This window comes from Dactylosporangium sp. NPDC000555 (genome assembly GCF_040300025.1).
Classification (GTDB): Bacteria; Actinomycetota; Actinomycetes; order Mycobacteriales; family Micromonosporaceae; genus Dactylosporangium.
In genome coordinates this window covers 24,039-46,611 of record NZ_JBEPDB010000060.1, presented here as the reverse complement: position 1 = coordinate 46,611, position 22,573 = coordinate 24,039, and the positions used below count along the sequence as shown (strand labels likewise).

Genomic DNA, 22,573 nt, shown 5'->3' with positions numbered 1-22,573 from the left:
GACAGCTCGTCGGCGGCGCGGGAGAAGATGCCGACCGGCCGGCGACCGTCGACGGCTTGGCCGATCACCAGTTGCAGGCTGAGCGCACCCTCGCGGGGCACCACAAGCGGGGCGAACAGGGTGAGCTCCTCGACCAGATCGCAGCCGGCCTCGTCGCCCGCGCGGAGCGCGAGCTCGACCAGCGCGGTGCCCGGCACGAGGACGGTGTCGCCGATGGCGTGGTCGTCGAGCCACGGCTGCGTGTGCCTGGACAGCCGGCCGGTGAACACCACGGCGGCGTCGACACCGGCGACTTCCACCGCGGCGCTCAGCAGCGGGTGTCTGGCAGCGGTCAGCCCGGCTGCGGCGAGGTCGGTGGACCGGCCGGTGGCGAGCCAGTAGCGCCGACGCTGGAAGGCGTACGTGGGCAGGTCCACCACTCGCGCCGCGGACCCGGCGAAGACATTGGCCCAGTCGACGTCCGCCCCGTGTACGTGGGCAGCCGCGAGACTGGTGATCAGCCGGGAGCGGCCGTCCTCACCGCGGCGCAGCGTCCCCAGGACCGCGACCGGACGGCCGAGCGCATCCGCGGTCTCCTGGATCGCGGGGATGAGCACGGGGTGCGGGCTGACCTCGATGAACAGCTCGTGCCCGGCGTCGAGCAGGGCGCGTACCGCGGCGTCGAACCGCACGGTGTCGCGCAGGTTGCGCTGCCAGTGAGCGGCGTCGACGGTACCGTCGAGCCTGGCCCCGCTGACCGTGGAGAAGAACGGCACCGCTGTCGGCTGCGGGACGACCGACGCGGCCGCCTCGGCGAGCGCGGCGGCGACGGTTTCCATCTGCGCGGAGTGGAAGGCGAAGCCGGCGGTGCCGGGCCGGGTCCGGATCCCGTCGGCGGCGCAGGCCGCCGTGAGCTCGCCGAGTCGCCGCGGGTCGCCCGCGACGACGACCGAAGCGGGCCCGTTGACGGCGGCGATCTCGAGCCCGGCGGTCGCGTCGAGCCGGCCGCAGACCTGGTCGGGGGTCAGCGCGACCCAGGCCATCGCGCCCTTGCCGGCCAGTCCGGAGGCGTGCAGCAGCCGGCCACGGGCCGCGATCAGCCGGGCCGCGTCGGGCAGGGAGAGCATGCCGGCCACGCAGGCCGCGGCGATCTCGCCGCGGGAGTGTCCGACCACCGCCGCCGGGCGTACGCCGTGGGACTCCCACATCGCCGCCAGCGACACGCTCACCGCGAACAGCGCGGGCTGGCCCACGTCCACCCGGTCGAGCGACGGTGCTCCGTCCTCCCCGCGAACGACGGCGAGCAGCGACCAGCCCGTGTGCGGGGCGAGGGCCGCCCCGCATTCGGACATCCGGGCCGCGAACGCGGGCGAGATCTCCAGCAGCTGCCGGGCCATGCCGGTCCACTGCGAGCCCTCACCGGCGAAGACGAAGACCGGACCGCCGGAAACCGGGCGGCCGCGTACGACCCCGGCCGTGGAACGGCCGTCGCCCAGCGCGGCGAGGCCGTCGAGCAGGTCGGCGCCGCTCCGCCCGAGGACGGCGGCGCGGTGGGCGAGGTGACTGCGGGTGCTCGCCAGTGACCAGCCGACGTCGATCGGGCTCAGGTCCGCCGCGGTGCCGGCGAGCCGCCGGGCCTGCGCGGCCAGCGCGGTCTCGTCCCGGGCCGACAGCACCCAGGGGACGAGGACGTCGCCGACCGGCGCCGGTTCGACAGCGGGCTGCGCGGTACCGGCGGAGTCGGCAGGCTCGGGGTACTCGAGAATGACGTGCGCGTTGGTGCCGCTGATGCCGAACGAGGACACCGCCGACCGGCGCGGTCGTCCCATGCGCGGCCAGGGCCGCGACTCCACCAGCACCTCGACCGCTCCGGAGGACCAGTCGACGTGCGGCGACGGCTCGGTGACGTGCAACGTGCGCGGCATCATCCCGTGCCGCATCGCCATGATCGTCTTGATCACGCCGATCACTCCGGCCGCGGCCTGGGTGTGGCCCACGTTCGACTTGATCGACCCCAGCCACAGCGGCCGGTCCTCGGCCCGGCCCTGCCCGTAGGTCGCCAGCAGCGCCTGCGCCTCGATCGGATCGCCCAGCCGGGTACCCGTGCCGTGCGCCTCCATGAGATCCACGTCCGCGGCCGACAACCGCGCGTCGGCCAGCGCCAGCCGGATCACCTGCTGCTGCGACGAGCCGTTCGGCGCCGTCAGCCCGTTCGACGCACCGTCCTGGTTCACCGCCGAACCGCGGATCACGGCCAGCACCGCGTGTCCGTTCGCCACCGCGTCCGATCGCCGTTCCAGCACGAGCATGCCGACGCCCTCGGCCCAGCCGGTGCCGTCGGCGTCCGATGAGAACGCCTTGCAGCGCCCGTCCGAGGCCAGGCCGCCCTGCCGGGAGAACTCGACGAAGATGCCCGGAGTTGCCATCACCGTCGCGCCGCCGACCAACGCGAGGGAGCAGTCCCCGGTGCGCAGCGCCCGAGCCGCCAGGTGCAGCGCCACCAACGACGACGAACAGGCGGTGTCGATGGTGATCGCCGGGCCCAGCAGGCCGAAGGTGTAGGCGATGCGACCGGAACCGACGCTGGTGGAGGTGCCGGTCAGCCGGAGCCCGTCGGTTCCCTCGACCGGCTCGTGCAAGCGGGGGCCGTACTCCATGGCGGTCGCGCCGACATACACGCCCACCCGATCGCCGCGCAGACGCTCCGGCTGGATGCCGGCCCCTTCGAGCGCCTCCCATGAGGTCTCCAGCAGCAGCCGCTGCTGCGGGTCCATCGCGATCGCCTCGCGCGGACTGATCCCGAAGAAGTCGGCGTCGAAGTCCGCCACGTCGTCCAGGAACCCGCCGCGCCGCGCAGAGCTGCCGCCGAGCCGGTCGCTGTCGTGCAAGGTCGCGAGGTCCCAGCCGCGGTCCGTGGGGAACTCGCCGGTGGCATCGACGCCGTCGGCGACGGCCTGCCACAACCGCTGCGGTGACGTGATACCGGCCGGCAGCCGGCAGGCCATGCCGACGATCACCACCGGGTCGTCGTCCGCCACGGACGTCTCCCGCCCGGCCGGAGGCCGCGCCGGCTCGGTGTCGCCGCGCAGCCGCCGGCCCAGGTGGGCGATCAGCTCGTCCGGAGTCGGGTGGTCGAAGATCAGGGTGCTCGGCAGCCGCAGGCCGGTGCCGCGGATCAGCAGGTCCCGCAGCTCCACGCTTAACTGGGAGTCAAGGCCCAGCTCCTTGAACGTGCGCCCGGCGGGCAGGTCCTCGACGGTAGCGCGGCCGAGGACGCGAGCGATCTGTACGCGTACCAGGTGCGCGACGTCCTCCGGCGGGACCCGCCGATCGCCGGCCGGCGGCTGCCCGGGCGCCCCGATGCCGGGCTGCGGATCCGTCAGCCAGTAGCGGCGGCGCTGGAAGGCGTACGTCGGCAGGTCGGTCCGGCGTGCTCCCGGCCGCGCGAGGAGGGCCTCGCCGCCGACGGAGCCGCCGTGCACGTACAGGGTGCCGAGCGAGGCCAGGAAGCGATCGGGGCCACCGTCGTCGCGGCGCAGCGTGCCGATCGTGGCCACCGCCCGGCCGGCTTCCTCGGCGGTGCCGTCGATCGCGGCGAGCAGCACGGGATGGGGACTCACCTCGACGAATCGGCCGAACCCGGCGTCCTGCAGGCTCCTGGTGGCTCGGGCGAACTCCACGGGCTCCCGCAGATTGCGATACCAGTACTCGGCGGTCAGCGTCGCGCCGTCGATGAGCGCACCGGTCACCGAGGAGCAGATCGGGATCTCGGCGGCATGGGCCCGCACGTCGGCGAGGGTTTCGAGCAGCTCGTCGCGAACCAGCGCCACCTGCTGCGAATGCGAGGCGTAGTCGATCGGGACGCGCCGGGCCCGCACGCCGGCACCCGCGCAGTCGGCCAGCACCGCGTCCAGCACCGCGGGCTCACCGCCCACCACCACGGCCGAGGGGCCATTGACAGCGCTGATGACGGCCCTGTCCCCGTACGGCGAGATCAGCTCCTCGGCGCGGCCACGGTCCACCGCCATCGACACCAGGCCGCCCCTGCCGGCCAGCCGACGCAACACCCTGCCGCGCAGCGCCACCACCTTCGCGGCATCGCCCAACGACAACGCGCCCGCGACACAGGCCGCGGCGATCTCACCCTGGCTGTGGCCGAGGACGACGTCCGGCACGACCCCGTACGCACGCCACAGCCCGGCCAGAGACACCATCACCGCGAACAGGGCCGGTTGGACCACATCGACCCGCTCCAGCGACGCCGAGCCCGCCTCGCCTCGCAACACACCGGTCAGCGACCAGTCGACGAACGGCGCCAACGCCCGCTCACATTCGGCGATGCCCGACGCGAACTCGGGAACGGCTTCCAGCAGCGCGGCGGCCATGCCCGGCCACTGCGGGCCCTGACCGGGGAAGACGAACGCCGTCCCGGCGGACCGGACGGCCACGCCTGTCTCCAGGGAGGCGTCGGCGTCGCCGCGGGCCAGCGCCCGCAGGCCCCGCAGGAGCGTGTCGCGGTCCCGTCCCGTCACCGCGGCCCGGCTCTCGAAGGCCGTACGCCCGGTCAGTAGCGAGTAACCGACATCGACCGGGGCGACGCCGGGGCGCTCGACAAGGTGGGCGTGCAGCCGGGCGGCCTGACCGCGCAGTGCCTCAGCGGTGCGGCCCGACAGCGCCCACATCACCGGGTCCGCCCGATCGCCGGCAGCATCCGACTCCGGCGCCGGCGGTTCGTCACCGGCGGGCCGGCGGACCGGCCGCGGCGCCTCCTCGAGGACCAGGTGCGCGTTCGCGCCGCCGAGGCCGAACGCGCTCACCGCGGCGCGGCGGATGTCGCCGGTCGCCGGCCAGGGGCTCGACTCCCGTTGCACACTCAGGTTGAGCCGGTCCAGCGGGATGGCCGGGCTCGGCGTGACGAAGTTGAGGCTGGCGGGCAGCAACTCGTGCTCCAGCGACAGGACCACCTTGAGCAGTCCGGCCACGCCGGCGGCCGCCTCGAGATGGCCGATGTTCGTCTTGACCGAGCCGATCCGCAGGGGCTGTGCGCAGGGACGGTGGGCGCCGATCGCCGCGCCGAGCGCGGCCGCCTCGACCGGGTCGCCGACAGCGGTTCCCGTGCCGTGCAACTCGACGTACTGGAGCGCGCCGGCGGGGACGCCGGAGCGCCGGAGCGCGAGCTCGATCACTTCCCGCTGGGCGTGGGCGTCCGGAACGGTGAGCCCCTCGGTCGCGGCACCGTTGTTGGTCGCGCCACCCCGGATCACGCATCGCACCCGGTCCCCGTCGGCGAGGGCCCGGTCGAGCGTCTTGAGCACCACGAGGGCTCCGCCTTCGCCGCGCACGTATCCGTTGGCGCGCGAGTCGAAGGTGTAGCTGCGGCCGTCCGCGGAGAGCGCACCGGCCGTGGCCATCGCCAGGGCGGTGTCCGGCGCGAGGTTGAGGTTGACGCCACCGGCGAGCGCGGCCGTGCACTCACCCGCGCGCAGGCTCTCGCAGGCCTGATGGACGGCGACGAGCGACGAGGACTGTCCGGAGTCGACGATCAGGCTGGGCCCACGGACCCCGAGCAGGTACGACAGCCGGTTGGCGATCAAGCTGCGCAGGCTGCCGACGGCCGAGTGGGTCGTGATCGCGGTGACGCCGAGCCGGCCGCGCAACAGGGCGTAGTCGTCGAGCGCGACCCCGACGAACACCCCGGTCCTGCTGCCGCCCAGCGCGGCGGGCACGATGCCGGCGTGCTCCAGCGACTCCCAGCCCAGCTCCAGCACCAGCCGCTGCTGCGGATCCATCGCCGTGGCCTCGCGAGGTGAGATCCCGAAGAAGTCGGCATCGAAGAGGCTCGGATCGTCGAGGAACGCACCCCAGCGTGCGGCCCGGGTCTGCGGTGTCCCGGCGAGCGCGGCGGCGTCCCAACGATTCGCCGGCACCTCGCCGATCGCGTCCCGGCCCTCGCTCAGGAGCCGCCAGAACGCAGCATGATCACTGGCCCCCGGAAACCTACAGGAATATCCAACAATCGCGACAGGAGCGATGGGTTTCATATCACTCATTTTCAAGCCGACCCAATTGCAATCAGTTGTTCTCTACTTGACTTGCCCGCCAGCAGCCCACAGAGGACGGAATTGCGTCGCGACAGAAATACTGCCAGCCGGCGATATCGTTTCGATAGCGTCCGACGAGACACTGGCCCGCGGCCTTGCCCGCCCCATGTGGCGATGGGTACGGTGATGGCCGGATCCCGACCCGCAGTGAATCGCGACGATTGTTTTCCGGATTTCCAGAGAAATGTCTTAACGGGAGATACGGCGATGACCCTGGGTTATCTGTTCGGCGGTGGCGTCGGCAACGAGCCGCGAGGCGTCGACCTGTACCGCACCTACGCCGTTGTGCGGAACTTGTACGAGCAGGTGGCGCAATGGACCGGCCACACGGTTGGCCAGATCCTCGAAGAGAACCTGCCCGAGGCGCCCGAGGCGCGGCAGAGCGTGGGCACCATCCGCGAGGCGGCCCACGCCATCGCGGTGCACGATGTGCTCGCGGAGCACGGGCTGCGACCGGCAGCACTGGGTGGCCTCAGCCTCGGCGGCATGTCGGCCGCCTGCCTGGCCGGAGCCGTCAGCCGTCAGGCCCTCTTCGAGATGCTCGCGCACGCCCGCAACACACCGGAGCAGCCGGCCGGCACCCCCGAGCAGGGTCTCGCCCTGGCGTTCGCTCCGATCGGCGGGGACACGGGCCGCTACCGCGGTGACGGACGCCCGGGCGTGTACCTGGCCGGGCAGTTCGGGCCGACGGCCGATGGCGCCACGCGGATCCTCATGCTCTCCGGCGAGCGGGAGGCCCTGGAGAAGCTCGGCGCGGACCTGCCGCAGGGCGCGCTCGTCGTGCTCCCGGGCCGGACGATGGCGATCCACTCGCCGCTGCGCGGCCCCTTCCGCACGTTCATGGCGCCGTACATCGACGCCATGACGTTCACGGCGCCCGGGCTGCCGCTGATCTCCTGCCTGGATCGCAAGGTGCTGGTCACCGCCGAGGACGTCCGCGACACGTTCCATCGCAACCCCACCGCCCCGATCAACCTGGTCCACATCCACGAGGCCATGAAGGACGAGGGCGTCCGGCTGGGCCTGGTCATGGGCGGTTCCATTCCCGACGGCGTCCTGCGGTTCCCGTTCCCGGTGGTGCACGTCGACCGTCCCGAGCACATCGAGCAGGCCATGACCACGGCCTTCGAGCTGGGCATCGAGACCTCGGCGGGACGGGCGCGACGGTGACGACGACGCACCTGGGCTCACGCGCCGCCGAATGCGACGCGCTGATCGAGCGATCGCTGGCCACCGATCTGGACCAGTGGACCCGCCACGTGATCCGCCGGCACTTCGATCCGACGACCGGCTCGCCCTACTGGCTGCGGCGCGCCGCCGAGCTGGACTTCGACCCGCGTGACATCACGCGGTACGAGCACCTCACGGCGTTCGGGCCGTTCCCGCTCGACGTGCTGCGCACCCAGGATCCGGCCGACCTCGTACCGCTTTCGGTGCCCCGCCCCCTCACCGGCCGGGTATGGGACAGCGGCGGCACCACGGGCACTCCCTGCCGCGTCTACTACACCCCCGACATGTTGTTGCACCGCGGCGCGTGGCGCCGGTGGTCCTTCGTCGCCGAGGGCTTCCAGCCGCACCGTAGCTGGCTGCAGGCCACCCCGACCGGGCCGCACCTGATCGGCAACGGCACCTGGGAGGCGGGCGAGCTGCACGACGCGCTGGTCTACGCCATCGACATGGACCCGCGCTGGGTCAAGCGACTCATCCGTGAGGGCCGGCTGGCCGAGGCACAGGAGTACAGCGACCATCTGGTGGAGCAGATCGCGGACGTGCTGCGGCACGGCCGCATCGACTACCTCAACACCACGCCCGCCCTGCTGCAGGTCCTGATGCGCCGGCATCCGGACCTGGTGGCGGGCCTGTCCGGCGTCCGGCTCAGCGGCACCCAGATCAGCCCGGACATGTACCGTGACTTCGTCGCCGCGCTGGACGGGGGCATCTGCGGCCGCAGCTACGGCAACACCTTCGGCAACGCCGCCGGCCTGCCACCGTCGCAGGACGGGGAGATCCTCCCGTATGTCCCCAACTATCCGCAGGTGACGATGGCGGTCGTCAAGCGCGACGACTGGTCGGCCACGGTCGCGTACGGGGCCAGCGGCCGGGTTCGCCTGACGGTGCTGCACGAGGACCTGTTCCTGCCCAACGTCCTCGAACGGGACCAGGCCCTGCGCCATGACACCGGGCTGCGATGGCCCGCTGACGGCGTGGCCAACATCCGTCCGCTGCAGGTCACCGCGACCGCCCCCGAGGGCCTCTACTGATCGTCGGCGAGGGCCGCGCGGTGGGTGTCGGCCGCGGCGACGGCGCTCGCCGTCATCGACATGCCACACTAAACACTCGAAGGCGATTATGTAACACACGTCACACTATTGAAGTTCCCGCGCACCGGACCCGGGCACGGGATTAAACATTGTTTATCAAGGCGACCGCGGGGCGCGTATCCGCTAAAGATCGAATGCGGTTCCCCTCCATTCACCGGAAGCTGCCCGGCTGATCAATTCGGTCGGCGGTCACCTTGTGCGCGAACGTCGTCGTTCGACCCGCCCAGTGGAGCATCACCGGCGCAGGCGCCAGCCTGCGCAGGACGATCGTCCCATCGAACGGCACATCAGGGACACGCCAAGCGGTGCCGAATCGTACATTTCGGCCGAATAGGCGTACCCGGCAGCAATTTGTTCCTTTTTCGCGAACCGCCGATCGCCAGATCGGCGGCGATGCCGGATGCGGTCTGCGTTTCGCCGGAGATCTTTCTTGATCGACCCGCTTGACGTAGCGCCGCATTTCAACCTACCGAGTCTCTGAGGACGCCGTGAAGGCCCGAGCTTTTCTTGTCGCTGTGAGCGTCGCGATGATGGGCGTACTGCTCACCGCCATGCCGTCGAAGGCCGCGCCGCCCGCCGGCTTCCAGACCTCGCTGGTCGTCGGGTCGGGCCTGGACGGCCCGTCCGGCTTCGAGATCGCCCCGGACGGGCGGATCTTCATCCTGGAGCGGACCGGCAAGATCAAGATCTTCAAGGACGGCCACCTGCTCCCGCAGCCCTTCGCCGACCTGCCCTCGGAGGCGTCGGGTGACCGCGGGCTCATCGGCATCGCGTTCGACCCGGGCTTCGGCGTGGCCAACCACTGGGTGTACTTCTATTACACCGGCCATGACCTGCTCAATCGCCTGGTGCGTTTCGACGCGTCGGGTGACGTCGGCACCGAAGGCCCGTACACGATCTTTCAGACGCAGTCGCCGTCGCAGTTGCTGCATGTGGGTGGGAGCATCCGGTTCGGCCCGGACGGAAAGCTGTACTTCGCGGTCGGTGACAACGGCTACCCACCCAACGCGCAGGACCTGTCCAACCCGCACGGCAAGATTCTGCGGATCAATCCCGACGGGACCATTCCGCCGGACAACCCGTTCTACGGCCAGCCGGGCAAGCTCGGCGCGATCTGGGCATACGGCTTCCGCAACCCGTGGCGGTTCCAGTTCGACAGCGCGACCGGCCGGCTGTACGGCGGTGACGTCGGCGACTACACCTGGGAAGAGCTCAACCTCATCGTCAAGGGCGGCAACTACGGCTGGCCGGTGCATGAGGGGCCGTGCACCGCGAACTGCGCCGGCTACATCGACCCGCTGACCGCCTACAACCACGACGGCGGCAGCGGCGCGGTGACCGCCGGGCCGGTCTACCACGGTAGCCAGTTCCCGGCCGAGTACCAGGGCAGCCTGTTCTTCGGCGACTACTCCCGCGGGTTCATCAAGCAGGCACTGCTGGACGGCGCCGGGCGGATCAGCCAGGTGAAGGACTTCGACCTCGACGCGGGCAGCGTGGTGGATCTCAAGGTCGCGCCGGACGGGTCGTTGTACTACATCACGTACTTCCCCGGGCAGCTGTACCGAATCTCGTACAGTCCCGCGGGCAACGCGCCGGTGGTGCACGCCTCCGCGGACTCGACCGGCGGTGCGGCGCCGCTCACCGTCCACTTCAGCAGTGCCGGCACCAGCGACCCCGACGGCGACGTCCTGACGTACCACTGGGATCTCGGCGACGGCAGCACGAGCACCGACGCCAACCCGACGAAGACCTACAGCAAGACCGGCGTCTATACCGCGACGCTGACGGTGTCAGACGGGCGCAACACGACGACGTCGAGACCGATCGTGATCCAGGTGGGTTCGCCGCCGACGGTACGGATCGCGGCGCCGGTCGACGGGTCGAAGTACAACGCCGGCGACACGATCACGTACAACGCGTTCGGTACCGACGCGGCCGGGTTCGACGTCAGCGACGGCGACATCAAGACCGAGGTGTTCCTGCACCACAACACGCACATCCACCCGTTTGTCGGGCCGCTGACCGGCCGGGTCGGCACGATCACCATCCCGACGACCGGCGAGGCTTCGGCGAACACCTGGTTCGAGATCAAGGTGACCGTCACCGACCGCAACGGGCTGTCGACCAGCAAGTCGGTGTTCATCTACCCGAACACGTCGGTCATGACGTTCGCGACGAACCCGCCCGGCCTGGGCCTGACGCTCGACGGGGTGCCGATCCCGACCCCTGACCCGGTGCAGGGCGTTACCGGATTCCGGCGGGAGATCGCCGCACCGCCGACCGCCGTCGCCGCGAACGGCAACGTGTACCACTTCACCGGCTGGTCCGACGGCGGCGCGATCCGCCACTTCGTCACCACACCGGCGACGGACGCGACGTTCACCGCGAACTACGCGCCATCGCAGCCGTTCACCGCCGAGTTCTTCAACAACCAGAACCTGCAGGGCACGCCGGTGCTGACCCGCCAGGACCCGAAGGTCGACTTCATCTGGTCGACCGACTCGCCGGGGCCCGGAGTGAACGCGGACCACTTCTCGGCGCGCTGGTCCAAGCAGGAGTACTTCGCCGCCGGCCGGTACCGGTTCACGATCGTTTCCGACGACGGTGCGCGATTGTTCCTCGACGACCAGCTGGTCATCGACCAGTGGCACGACCAGGGCCCGACCGCGTACGACTACGTGGCCGACTTCACGGCCGGCGAGCACAAGGTGCGGATGGAGTTCTACGACAACACCGTGGACGCGCTGGCCAAGCTGTCCTGGGAGACCACGCCGGACCAGCCGCGGGACGTGTTTCTCGCCGAGTACTGGAACACCCCGGGCGCCGGCAGCGCGCCGGCGATCCCGGCCACCGCGCCGCAAGTGAGCCGCGACGAGGCGACCGTCGACCACGAGTGGGGCCTCGGCTCGCCCGACCCAGCGATCGACGCCGACCACTTCGTGGCCCGGTACACCCGTTCGGTGACGCTGACCGCGGGCTACTACGACTTCACCACCAGCAGCGACGACGGGGTGCGGCTGTGGGTCGACGGCCAGAAGGTGATCGACCACTGGTCCGACCAGGGCGCCACCGACTACACCGCACGCCTGGCGCTGGGCGGCGGCGCGCACACGGTCGTCATGGAGTACTACGAGAACGCCGGCTCCGCCCTGGCTCGCCTCACCTGGTCGCGGGCCGGTGATGTGCCGCCGGCGCCGCCGTACGAGGCCAGCTACTGGAACACGCCGGGGGCCGGCAGCTCGCCGGCGATCCCCACCCGGGCCCCCGACCTGGTCCAGCGGGAAGCCACCATCGACCACGACACGTCCCCGGGCGGCGGGATCGGCGATGAACACTACGTCGCGGTGTACACCCGCACCGACGTGCTGTCCGGCGGGCTCTACCGCTTCAGCGGTACCAGCGACGACGGCGTGCGGGTGCTCGTGGACGGCCAGCCCGTGGTCGACAAGTGGCGGGACCAGAACGAGGCATTCAGTGCGGACAAGCTGTTGCTCGGCGGTTCGCACACGATCCGGGTCGAGTACTACCAGAACGCCGCCGGCAAACAGCTGCATTTCGGCTACCAGCGGGTCGGTGACATCACCTCGCCGCCCGGCTGGGACGCCGCGTACTACCCGAACACGGACCTGTCCGGCACGCCGGCCCTGGTGCGGCAGGACCCGGCGATCAACTTCGACTGGGGTACCGGTTCGCCCGGCGCCGGCGTGCCCGCCGACGGGTTCTCCGCCCGCTGGACCCGCACCGACAGCCTGGCCGCCGGCATCTACACGTTCAACCTCACCGCCGACGACGGCGCCCGCCTCTACGTCGACGGCGTGCTGGTCCTCGACGAGTGGCGCGACCAGCCTCCGACGACGTTCGTCGCGCAGCGCAACCTCGCCGAGGGTGCGCACGTGATCACCGTCGAGTACTACGAGAAGACCGCCGGAGCGATCGCACGGCTCAGTTACGACAAGACCGCCGACGCGTGACCATCGGCAGACGAAGGCGTGATCATGCCCATGTCCTGGTCAAAGCTACGAGCCCAGTTTCCCGTCCTCCGTCCTCCCACGGACCACGGAACCCCGGTTCGGTCATCCGGTTGTAGCGAAGGAGATTTCCACCCGTGACGGCCCCACTGGCCACTGCCCCCGGCCACGACGTGACGACCCCTTGGGCACTGGCCACGATCGTCATCCCATGCCGGCACGAAGAGGACAACGTAGGCCCCCTGGTCGAACGCTTGTCGGCGGTACTGACCAATGTCGAGCTGGTCTTTGTCGACGACAGCGACAACGACCGTACCGTCGATGCCATCGCCCTTGCCGCGGCCAAGCTGGAGCGGGACGACCTGCGGGTGCGGGTCTTCCACCGCATCGGCGCCCAGCGCGTCGGCGGCCTGGCCGGCGCGGTCGTCGACGGCTACCGCCGGGCGCGGACGACCAAGGTGATCGTGATGGACGCCGACCTGCAGCACCCGCCGGAGCTCGTCCCGGCGATGCTCGACCAGCTCGACGACCACGACCTGGTGATGGCCAGCCGCTACCGCGCGGGCGGCAGCAGCGGCGGCCTCGACGGCCCGCTGCGCAAGGTCGTCTCGACCGGGTCGACGATCCTGGCCCGGCTCGCTTTCCCGTTCGCGTTGCGTGGCGTCACCGACCCGATGACCGGCTTCTTCGGCGTTCGGCTCGAAATGGTGGACCCGGAGAAGCTGCGCTCCCGCGGCTTCAAGATCCTGCTGGAGATCCTGGCCCGCTACCCGCGGCTGCGCCGTGCCGAGCTCCCCCTGCACTTCGGCGAGCGCCTCGCCGGTGCCAGCAAGGGCGACCTGCGCCAGGGGATGCTGTACCTGCGGCAGCTGCCCTGGCTGCGCCTCGTCACCTGGCTGTTCGGCCCGCTCATGCGCTGGGGTCTCGGGCTGGCCCTCGTCGCCGCGGTGATCGCCGGTCTCGTCGTCGCCGCTCCGTCCGGTGCCGCGGTGGTGGTGCTGTTCGTGGCCGCCGTCGCGGTGTTCAACACGGTCATCGGGGCCCTCGAGGTGCGCTGGCGGCTGTACGGCTGGCGGACCCCGGAGGCCGTCGAGCAGATGCGCTGGCCGGTGCCCGGCGAGAAGGAGCACCACGAGCGGTTCTCCATCATCGTGCCGGCGCTGCACGAGGAGTTCGTCATCGCCGGCACCCTGCGGCACCTGCTGGAGCAGGACTACGGCGACTACGAGATCCTGGTGGCACTGGTCGAGGGCGACGACGCGACGATCGCCGAGGTTCAGCGCGTGCAGTCCAACGACGACCCGCACGGGCGGGTCAGGACCGTCATCCGCGCCTACCCCAAGTCGAACAAGCCGCGCCAGCTCAACGCCGCGCTCGAGGTCGCCACCGGTACGGTCATCGGGGTCGTCGACGCGGAGGACGACGTGGCCCCGCAGCTGCTGTCCCGGGTCAACACGCTGCTCGGCCGCACCGACGCCGACGTCGTGCAGGGCGGCGTGCAGCTCATGACGCTGGGCCGGCGGCTGCGCGACTGGTTCAAGGTGCACAACGTCATGGAGTACTTCTTCTGGTTCACCAGCCGGATGTTCTACCAGGTGCGCGCCGGGTTCGTACCGCTGGGCGGCAACACCGTGTTCATCCGCCGGGAGATGCTGGAGCGGGCCGGCGGCTGGCCGGACAACCTCACCGAGGACTGCGCGCTCGGCGTGCTGCTGTGCACCCGCTACAACGCGCGCGTGGTCGCCGCCTACGAGCCGGAACTGGCCACCCGCGAGGAGGTGCCGCAGACCATCGCCAACCGCAAGGCCGGCTCGCTGTTCTGGCAGCGGGTCCGCTGGAACCAGGGCTTCCTGAGCATCCTGCTCGAGGGCCGCTGGGCCACGCTGCCCACGCTGCGTCAGCGCCTCCTCGCCGGCTACATCCTCGCCACGCCGTTTCTGCAGGCGTTCTCGGCGCTGCTGCTGCCGGTGTCCCTCGCCACGATCGTCTGGCTGAAGGTTCCCGTGTTCGTGGCCATGTCCATGTTCGCGCCGTTCCTGCCGATCCTCATCACGCTCGCCACCCAGATGATCGGCCTGCGCGAGTTCGGCCGGGCCTACCGGCAGCCGGTGTCCTGGCGGCACTACGCGTTCCTGCTCATCGGCGCCCCCGTCTACCAGTGGGTGCTCATGGGCGCCGCCTTCTGGGCGGTCTGGCAGCACATCGACGGCAACACCACCTGGCACAAAACCGCGCATGCCGGCCATCACCGACCCGCCCAGGCCTCGAACCCGGCTCCGGCCATCGAGGGTAGTGCGGCATGACGGCAGCGCTGGAGGTCGAGCGCAGCCCCGTCCGCGCCCCAATCCAGGAACCCGCCCCGCGGGTGAACAGATGGCGCCACCATCGCACGAGCCTGCTCATCCTCGGCCCGCTGCTGCTCGTCGCCGGGCTGGTCAACGGCTGGAACCTGCACGGCTGGCCCGGCCGCATCAACGACGACGAGGGCACCTACGTCAACCAGGCGTGGGCCATGCTCGACCACGGCGCCCTGTCCCACTACACCTACTGGTACGACCACCCGTTCCTCGGCTGGGCCATCATCGCCGGCTACGCCGGCCTGACCGACGGCTTCGACCGGGCGCCCAGCGCGGTCATGGTCGGCCGGGAGGTCATGCTCATCACGGTACTGCTCAGCAGTGCGCTGCTGTACCTGCTGGCCCGCCGGCTGCGGCTCAACCGCGGCTGGTCCGCCGTCGCGGTGGCCCTGTTCGCGCTGAGCCCGCTCGCCGTCTACTTCCACCGCATGGTGTTCCTGGACAACCTGGCCACCATGCTCACCCTCGCCGCCCTCGCCGCCGCCGCGTCCCCGCGCCGCAGTGTCTCGGCGGCGCTGTGGAGCTCCGTCTGGTTCGCCGCGGCCGCGCTGTGCAAGGAGACCATTGTCATCCTGCTCCCAGCGCTGGTCTGGCTGCTCGTGCGGCACACCGGCCGGCGGACCCGCAAATGGAACCTCGGCCTCTTCTTCGTCTCCTTCACCGTGCTGGCCTCCTCCTACCCGGTCTTCGCCCTGCTCAAGAACGAGCTCCTACCCGGTCCGGGACACGTGAGCCTCAGCTGGGCGCTGTGGTGGCAGCTGTTCGGCCGATCGGGCAGCGGCAGCCTGCTCGACCCCTCCTCCGGCACGTTCAGCCTGGCGAAGTCGTGGGCCGATCTGGATCCGTGGCTGCTGCTGCCCGGAGTGCTGCTCATCCCGGCCGGGCTCGCGGTCGCGCGGCTGCGCCCGATCAGCCTGGCCCTGCTGATCCAGGTCGTGATGATGTGCCGCGGCGGGTACATGCCCTTCGCGTACGTCATCGCGCTGCTGCCGTTCGCGGCGCTGCTCATCGCCGGCGCCGGCGACCTGCTGTGGGCCCGCGGCCGCACCTGGCGCGCGGCCCCCCTGGCGGCCGCGGCCGCCGCCGCCGTCCTGGTCGTACCGGCCTGGACAACCACCCTGTACAACCAGTCGAAAACCGACGGCAGCGCCGACTCGCGGGCGGCCACCAGATGGGTCATCGACCACATTCCCCGCGACGCCGTCGTGGTCACGGACGACTACATCTGGATGGACCTCAAACTGGCCGGCTTCGCCAGTCCGGTCTGGTTGTGGAAAGTCGACACCGACCCGGAGGTCATGCACAAGTACCTGCCCTCGGGCGCGGCGAGCATCGACTACGTCGTCATGACCGACCAGGCCGACAGCATCCTCGCCTCACTGCCGACCCTGCGCGACGGCATCGCCGGCTCCACGGTGGTGGCCCGCTTCGGGGAGATCCTGGTGCGGAAGGTGGGCGCCTGAGGCGCCTTCGGCGTTGCCGAAAGACACCTGCGATCCGCGGATCACGTCGGCTCGGCGGCGGGTCAGGCGGCGCGGAACGTGGCCCGGTAGGTCTGGGGCGGGACGCCGACCACGCGCCGGAAGTGCGGCCGTAGCGCGACGCCGTCGGCGAAGCCGCACGCCCGGGCGACCACGTCGATGACGGCGTCGGTGCTCGACAACAGGTGCTGGGCCCGCAACACCCGCTGGGTGAGCAGCCACTGCAGCGGCGAGCAGCCGGTCGCCTCGCGGAAGCGGCGGTCGAAGGTGCGGCGGCTCAGGTGGACCTCGGCGGCGAGCGCGCCCACATCCAGGCCGGGCTCGCCGAGGCGGTCCAGCGCGAAGCGCATCGCGTCGGCGACCGCGTCGCCGGCCGGCAGCCGCGGCACCGGGTGCTCCACGAACTGCGCCTGCCCGCCGGCCCGCTGCGGGGCGACGACGAGCGCGCGGGCCGCGGCGTTGGCCAGCTCCGGGCCGTGTTCGCGGCGCACCAGGTGCAGGCACGCGTCGAGGCCGGCCGCGCTGCCGGCGCTGGTGACGACGGGGCCCTCGTCGACGTACAGCGCGTCGGCCACGACCGACACCGCCGGGAAGCTCGCCGCGAACTCGTCCAGGTGCCGCCAGTGCGTGGTCGCCCGGCGCCGGTCGAGCAGTCCCGCCTCGGCCAGCACATACGCGCCCAGGCACAGCCCGACGACGGTGGCCCCATCCTCGTAGGCGCGCCGGAGCGCGTCGAGGACGTCGTCGCCGACCGGCGAGCCGCCCGGCGCCCGCCATCCGGGCACGACGACCACGCCCGCCTCGTCGAGCGCCGCGATCGGGTGCGGGGCGGTGATCTCGATGCCGGTCGTGGTGCGCAACGGCCCCGGCCGCTCGCCGGCGGTGCGCACGTCGAACCCGCACACGCCGAACACGCGGGGCGCGACGGCGACCTCGAGCATCGGGGCGCCGTCTCCGATGAGGACGCCGATCACCGTACGACTGCGGCTCATGGCTTGAACCTATCGCATCGAGGCCTTCAAGCCGCTCCCGTTCACCCCGGCCGGGGAGCAGGCTTGCACCCATGATCTTCGAGCGCTTCGGCGGCCCAACTGTGCGGTTCGAGTACGGCGGCCAGACCTTCCTGACCGACCCGACCTTCGACGCGCCGGGCGAGTACCCGGTCGGCGGCCTCGTCCTCGTCAAGACCGCCCCCCCGCTGGCGCCGCCCCCGGACGGCGTGGACGTCGTGCTGCTCTCGCACGACCAGCACCCGGACAACCTGGACCACTCCGGGCGCGACCTCCTCTCGTCGGTACCCCTGGTGCTGTCGACTCCCACGGCCGCCGAACGGTTGGGCGGCAACGTGCGCGGCCTGGCCCCGTGGGACAGCCACCTGGCGGGCGGGGTGACGGTGACGGCCGTGCCCGCCCAGCACGGCCCCGACGGCACCGAGCATCTGACCGGCCCGGTGACGGGCTTCGTGCTCACGGCGCCGGGCGAGCCGTCGGTGTACGTGAGCGGCGACAACGCCTCCCTGCGTGTCGTCGGCGAGGTGGCCACGCGTTTTCCGGACATCGCGGTGGCCGTGCTCTTCGGCGGCGCGGCCCGCGCCCCGCTGCTGGGCGACGTGAACCTGACCCTGGATGCGGCCGGCATGGCCGAGGCGGCGAGGGTGCTGGGCGTTCACGAGGTCGTGCCGGTGCACGTGTCTGGCTGGGCCCACTTCACCGAGGGACCGTCCGATGTGGAGTCCGCCTTCGCCGCGGCGGGCCTCGCCGCCACGCTGGTCTAGCATTCCGCGCCGGAAACGTGTGTGGCGCGAGCGCCGGTCGCAAGCCCGGCGCTCGCGTGCGCCCTACTCCGGCAGGACCACCGAGCCGATGTCTTTGCCCTCGATGAGGTAGCGGATGTTCGCCATGTCGCTGGCCGGCACGACAAAGATGCGTTTGGCGTAGTCGCGGGCCATGGCGAGGCCGGCGGCGTCCATGAAAGCGAGCCCCTGGGCGAGGGCCTGCGAGGCGGTCAGCTTCGGAAGGAACCTGGCTCGTGGGTTACGGCGTGGATCGGCGTCGTACACCCCCTCGTCCACGCCGTACTTCGACATGACGATGGCGTCGGCGTGGGTGTCGATGGCGGCGTGGACCGCGGCCACGTCGGTGGAGACCCCGGTCTGGCCGATGCCGCCGGCGAGGATCACCACTCGCCGGCGGTCGAGCGCGGCGCACACGTCCTCGCGCAGGTACTCGTGGCCGATGCCGCGGCAGGGGCCGCGGGAGAAGGTCTGGGTGCTGACGCCGAGCTGGGTGAGGAGGCCTTCGAGGATGGCGCAGTTGAGGCCGGTGGCGATCATGCCGACCACGTCGGCTTGGGGCCGGTCCATCTGCCAGCTGTCGGCCTCGGTACCCCGGAAAAGATTCCCGCCGCCGACAATGACGGACATGTCGACGCCCAGAGCGTATACGGATGCGAGCGTTCGAGCGACCTCGCTCATTCGTTGTCGGTCCAGGGGATGGGATCCCCGCAGCGATTCGCCACTGATCTTGACGACCACCCGGTCGTAAGGGAATTCGTTGCTCGTCACAGGTTCCGCTCCTTCTCTGACCAGAGTTGCTGGGCCGTACGCCAAATGAGACTGGACGGATCTGTGGCATCCGCGTCTGTGTGCGAGTGGCGGTGATACACGCCGGTGACCGCCTGAAGATGATCTGGGCCATGCACGGCGAAGTCGTGGAACCGGGCGTCTTCCAGGCCGTAGCGCTTGAGGGTCTCGTCCGTGATGCCGTGGACGATCATCACTGCGTTCGGTACGAGCCGACCAGCCAGGCATTTCAGTCCGTAGTCAAGATCGGGGATCTCGATGTGCTGGAAGGGACGCAGTTGGCGCCACTCCGGGAAGGAGCGGTTGAGGAAATCCCAGGACGCCCCGCCGTTCGGGGTCAGGAAGGTGGCCCTGGCGTCGAGGACGACTTCGTGCACGGTGATCTCGTCGGGGTTGCGGTCCAGACGCAGATCGTCGACGGTGAGCAGCCTGAGCTTGTCGATGGACAGCGGCAGCACCTCGATCTCGTCGTTCCATTGCGTGATTCGCCCGACCTGGGGGTCCTGGGCGGATCGCATCAGGGTCGACAGGAGGCTGATGCGGGTCCGGTGGTCGCCGAGGGGCTGGCGGAGGTCGATTTCGGCGCTTCGGCGAGGATCGGGGATGACGCGGTAGGACCGGTTGCTGGGCAGCTTGCCGATGAGGTCACGCAGATAGCCGAGGCAGTTGGAGGTGCACAGCACCGGAACTCGCTTGGCGAATGCCGCGGCGCTGTCGATGGCGCCCCTGGTGGTCTCGGCGACCCTGACGAGACCGTCGACGAGCGCCACCCCGGTGGGGGTGAGCTGGTAGGTGCGCCGGCCCGGCTCGCGTTCCAGGACGTGCAGATTCTGGCTCGCGTAGAAGGCGGCATCGACGTCGAGCAGTGCGCGGGAGACGCGACGCTCGTCCCGGCCGAACTGCTGAGCGATATCTTTGAAGGACTTGCCCTCGCGGAACAGGCGCAGCATCTCGGTGACCTCGTAGCTCAAGGCCGCGAGGATGGGATCCAGGTTCTGCGATTCGGGCACAGCCTTTCTCCGATCAGGCAGTGGGCTAGCGGCGGAAGTAGAAGTAGGCGCTGGCCGCGAAGGCCGCCGCCATCGCGGGCAGTACCGCCAGCAGGACGTCGGGGTTGATGCGGTTGATCAGCACTCCCACGACGATCATGAGGACCGTCAGGCCGAAGGTGACGGAGATGACCACGGCCAGCACGTTTCGGGTGCCGGCGACGTCCGGAGTGCGCTCGAACGACCCGTCTTCCGGCAGGTCGTGGATGGTGTGGTCCGCACGCTCCGGAACCGTGCCGTTGCCGGCCTTCGGCCTGCCGCGGTTGGACTGCCGGCGGGCAGGGCTCTGCGAGTTACCATGTCGTTCTGTGCTCTGAGCGGTTGGGCGTCGCGGTGGACGGTCGCCGGTGCGTCCCGGCAGCTTATTGGTCATCTCCACTCCCTAAACCGCGTTTCTAGGCATGGTTACCGACTTTCGGCCGACTTGCAACCGCATGAATTGCGGTCACTCATGTCATTGCGGTGAAACTCGCGGTAGAAGTGCCGCAAAAATCGGTATGGATACCGTGGTATGCCGCAGACACTCTTGATCGTCGTCCGCAATTGCCGTAGATTCGGGCCATGACGCCCACGGTTATTACCCCCTCCATCGGTCGGTCGTCACGTCGGTCGGTCGAGGACGGTGCTCGCGCAAAGATCAGCATTTCCCTGACCGGTGAAGCCGCGATGGCTGCCGAGGCTATTGCCCGGGAGCACAGCATCACGGAAGGTGAAGCAGTCCGGCGGGCCATTGCCGTCTTGAAGTTCATGACGGAGGAGATGGCCCGAGGGACGGTGTTCCGCATGCAGACGCCCGACGGTGAGTCTGAACGCCTGAAGATCGTTTTTACCTGAGCCGCCGGCCGCGCGACAGGAAACGGCCCCCGAGTTCACGCGATCTGTCGAGACGGCGTGGGAGCAGCGGTGGCCGGAGTGTCCGCCGATCGCGCATTGGCTACCGCACCATTATCCCGATCGGTGGGTGCGGTTGCATAGCTTGCCAGAATCGAAGCGACATGCCGGCAGCGAGCCCGGGCACCCGACGGTGCTTGACTGTCACAACAGAGCCTGATGATCGCCGCGTCCCACCGGCCGTGCGGGTCCTCCCAGGCCGTCAGCACCTCGCCGAACGGCAGCGGGTTGACGATCCCAGGGTGCGCGCAACGCCGTAAGGCCCGCCACTGCGCAGGCCTGACGGCGTCGGCGCCAGATTCGGTACGGCGCGCTCAGCGCCGGGCGTGCGCCTGCCCGACCGCGTCGAGCAGATGAGCGGGCGGCGCGGCGACGCCGGGCGGGAGCGGGTCGGGGTTCGGCGGCTTCGTCGCGCCGGTCAGCCACGCGGTGAACAACGCCCCGAGTGACCGGCCCGAGACGCGCTCGGCGAGGGCGACGAAGTCGGCGGTGTCGGCGTTGCCGTTGCGGTACCGCGTGGCCCACGCCCGCATGATGCCGAAGAACGCGGCGTCGCCGACCAGCATCCGCAGCGCGTGCAGGGTCATCGCCCCGCGCGAGTACACCGACGTCACGAACGGATCGGCGCCCGGGGGGCCGTAGGGCGGCGGGGTCCAGATCCGGCTGCCGACCGGCAGGTTGTAGAGCATGTTGAACCTCTCGCGGACGGTCGTGAACCCGTCGTGCTCGTTCCAGAGCCACGACGCGTACTCGGCGAATCCCTCGTTGAGCCAGAGCTCCCGCCAGTACCGCACGGACACGCTGTCGCCGAACCACTGGTGCGCCGTTTCGTGCGCGACCACCTGATCGTCGTACGGGCTTGGGCCGTCGGCGAAGTACGAGGCCGGGTACACCGGGCGGGTCTGCGTCTCCAGCGCGAACAGCAGCGGATCGTGGTTGTCGACGATCGCGCCGCCGGCCTCGAACGGGTACGGCCCGAACAGCGTCTCCAGGTAGTCGGTGATCTCGTCGGTGCGGCCGACGGAGTCGTCGGCGAGTGTCGGCGGCAGGCTCGCGTCGACCGCGATGATCGTCTGCCGGCCGCGGTGCTGATGCTGGTCGATGCGCCAGCGCCCGATCGCGAGGGTGGTGAGGTAGCTGGCCATCGGGTTCGTCGTGGCCCAGCGGAACGTCGTCCAGCCGTCGTTCGTCGCCGAGCCGAGCAGGACGCCGTTGCTGAGTGCGCCCAGCCCTTCCGGCACGGTGACGCGCACGCTGTACGTCGCCTTGTCGAGCGGATGGTCGTTCACCGGATACCAGCTGGCCGCCGCCTTCGGCTCCCCGGCCACGAGCGCACCGTCGTCGGTGTGCATGAACTGCGCCTCGGACGGGATCTCCGGTATCCGGACGGTGTAGGGGACGCCGTGGTAGCGCACGTCGACGACGAACGGCAGCCCGGCGGGCAGGCCGCGGGCCGGCGTGACGACGAGCTCGTCGCCGTCGCGGGTCCAGCCGGCGGGGCGGCCGTTGACCGTGAGCGCGTCGACGGTCAGCCCGGTGAGGTCGAGGTCGAAGCGGGACAGCGGCTGGGTTGCGGTCGCCGTGATCGTCGCGTGGCCGTCGAGCTCGTCCGTCGCCGGCTGGTAGCGCACGTCGAGGTCGTAGTGGAGCACGTCGTAGCCGCCGTTGCCGTCGAGCGGGTACGCCGGGTCGCCGATACCTGGCGCGCCGGGCCGGAAGCCGGGTCGGGGGTCGGGCCGGGGCGCCGCATGGGCGGCGGTGGTGGGTGTCGCGGCGACGATGAGAGCGAGCGCCGCGGCCAGCAGATGACGTCCGTGCATGAAGATCCCCCGATCGGTTCGCCAA

The 22,573-nt window shown here is 70.6% G+C and carries 12 protein-coding genes and 1 pseudogene; 7 read left to right on the top strand and 6 right to left on the bottom strand.

The genetic code is table 11. The features are described from left to right. Positions 1-77: 77 nt before the first annotated feature. A pseudogene (locus ABT297_RS29610) lies at positions 78-6,020 on the bottom strand (type I polyketide synthase); the annotation flags it as partial. Positions 6,021-6,287: 267 nt separating this feature from the next. Here ABT297_RS29610 and ABT297_RS29605 point away from each other — a divergent pair. The 5 genes from ABT297_RS29605 (at position 6,288) to ABT297_RS29585 (ending at position 16,189) form a co-directional block, all read left to right on the top strand. Then, positions 6,288-7,250 (top strand): ACP S-malonyltransferase, encoded by a 963-nt coding sequence (locus tag ABT297_RS29605; protein ID WP_350555538.1) that lies wholly within the window; start codon positions 6,288-6,290, stop codon positions 7,248-7,250. After that, entirely contained in the window at positions 7,247-8,341 is a 1,095-nt protein-coding gene (locus ABT297_RS29600) for a phenylacetate--CoA ligase family protein (RefSeq protein WP_350555536.1), read from the top strand. Before ABT297_RS29605 ends, ABT297_RS29600 begins: the two co-directional genes overlap by 4 nt. 575 nt (positions 8,342-8,916) lie before the next feature. Further along, entirely contained in the window at positions 8,917-12,372 is a 3,456-nt protein-coding gene (locus tag ABT297_RS29595; protein ID WP_350555534.1) for a PA14 domain-containing protein, read from the top strand. A 134-nt stretch (positions 12,373-12,506) separates the two neighbouring features. Next, positions 12,507-14,672: a glycosyltransferase family 2 protein gene (locus tag ABT297_RS29590; RefSeq protein ID WP_350555532.1), complete on the top strand. Its 2,166-nt coding sequence runs from the start codon at positions 12,507-12,509 to the stop codon at positions 14,670-14,672. Beyond that, positions 14,669-16,189, top strand: a complete 1,521-nt coding sequence (locus ABT297_RS29585; RefSeq protein WP_350555530.1) for a glycosyltransferase family 39 protein — start codon at positions 14,669-14,671, stop codon at positions 16,187-16,189. Before ABT297_RS29590 ends, ABT297_RS29585 begins: the two co-directional genes overlap by 4 nt. A 62-nt stretch (positions 16,190-16,251) precedes the next feature. On the opposite strand, the gene ABT297_RS29580 is transcribed toward ABT297_RS29585, so the two are convergent. Further along, the gene (locus ABT297_RS29580; RefSeq protein WP_350555528.1) at positions 16,252-17,199 is read right to left on the bottom strand and encodes a GlxA family transcriptional regulator; all 948 of its coding nucleotides are present in this window, start codon (positions 17,197-17,199) and stop codon (positions 16,252-16,254) included. Between the two features lie 71 nt (positions 17,200-17,270). Here ABT297_RS29580 and ABT297_RS29575 point away from each other — a divergent pair, with 71 nt between their 5' ends. After that, positions 17,271-17,981, top strand: coding sequence for an MBL fold metallo-hydrolase (locus ABT297_RS29575; RefSeq protein WP_350555526.1), 711 nt, complete (start codon positions 17,271-17,273; stop codon positions 17,979-17,981). Between the two features lie 63 nt (positions 17,982-18,044). Here the strand turns inward: ABT297_RS29575 and ABT297_RS29570 are convergent, their stop codons facing one another. Genes ABT297_RS29570 through ABT297_RS29560 form a run of 3 tightly spaced genes read right to left on the bottom strand, consistent with a single transcriptional unit; the run spans position 18,045 to position 20,210 of the window. Beyond that, on the bottom strand, positions 18,045-18,740 hold the full coding sequence (locus ABT297_RS29570; RefSeq protein WP_350555542.1) for an amino acid kinase family protein: 696 nt from the start codon (positions 18,738-18,740) through the stop codon (positions 18,045-18,047). Positions 18,741-18,766: 26 nt separating this feature from the next. Next, positions 18,767-19,798, bottom strand: a complete 1,032-nt coding sequence (locus ABT297_RS29565) for a hypothetical protein (RefSeq protein WP_350555524.1) — start codon at positions 19,796-19,798, stop codon at positions 18,767-18,769. 25 nt (positions 19,799-19,823) lie between these two features. Then, positions 19,824-20,210: a hypothetical protein gene (locus tag ABT297_RS29560; RefSeq protein WP_350555522.1), complete on the bottom strand. Its 387-nt coding sequence runs from the start codon at positions 20,208-20,210 to the stop codon at positions 19,824-19,826. Between the two features lie 188 nt (positions 20,211-20,398). On the opposite strand from ABT297_RS29560, the gene ABT297_RS29555 reads away from it, so the two are divergent. Then, entirely contained in the window at positions 20,399-20,671 is a 273-nt protein-coding gene (locus ABT297_RS29555; protein WP_350555520.1) for a hypothetical protein, read from the top strand. A 371-nt stretch (positions 20,672-21,042) separates the two neighbouring features. Here the strand turns inward: ABT297_RS29555 and ABT297_RS29550 are convergent, their stop codons facing one another. After that, a complete protein-coding gene (locus ABT297_RS29550; RefSeq protein ID WP_350555518.1) occupies positions 21,043-22,548 on the bottom strand; it encodes a M1 family metallopeptidase in 1,506 nt (501 codons plus the stop codon). Between the last annotated feature and the right edge of the window lie 25 nt (positions 22,549-22,573).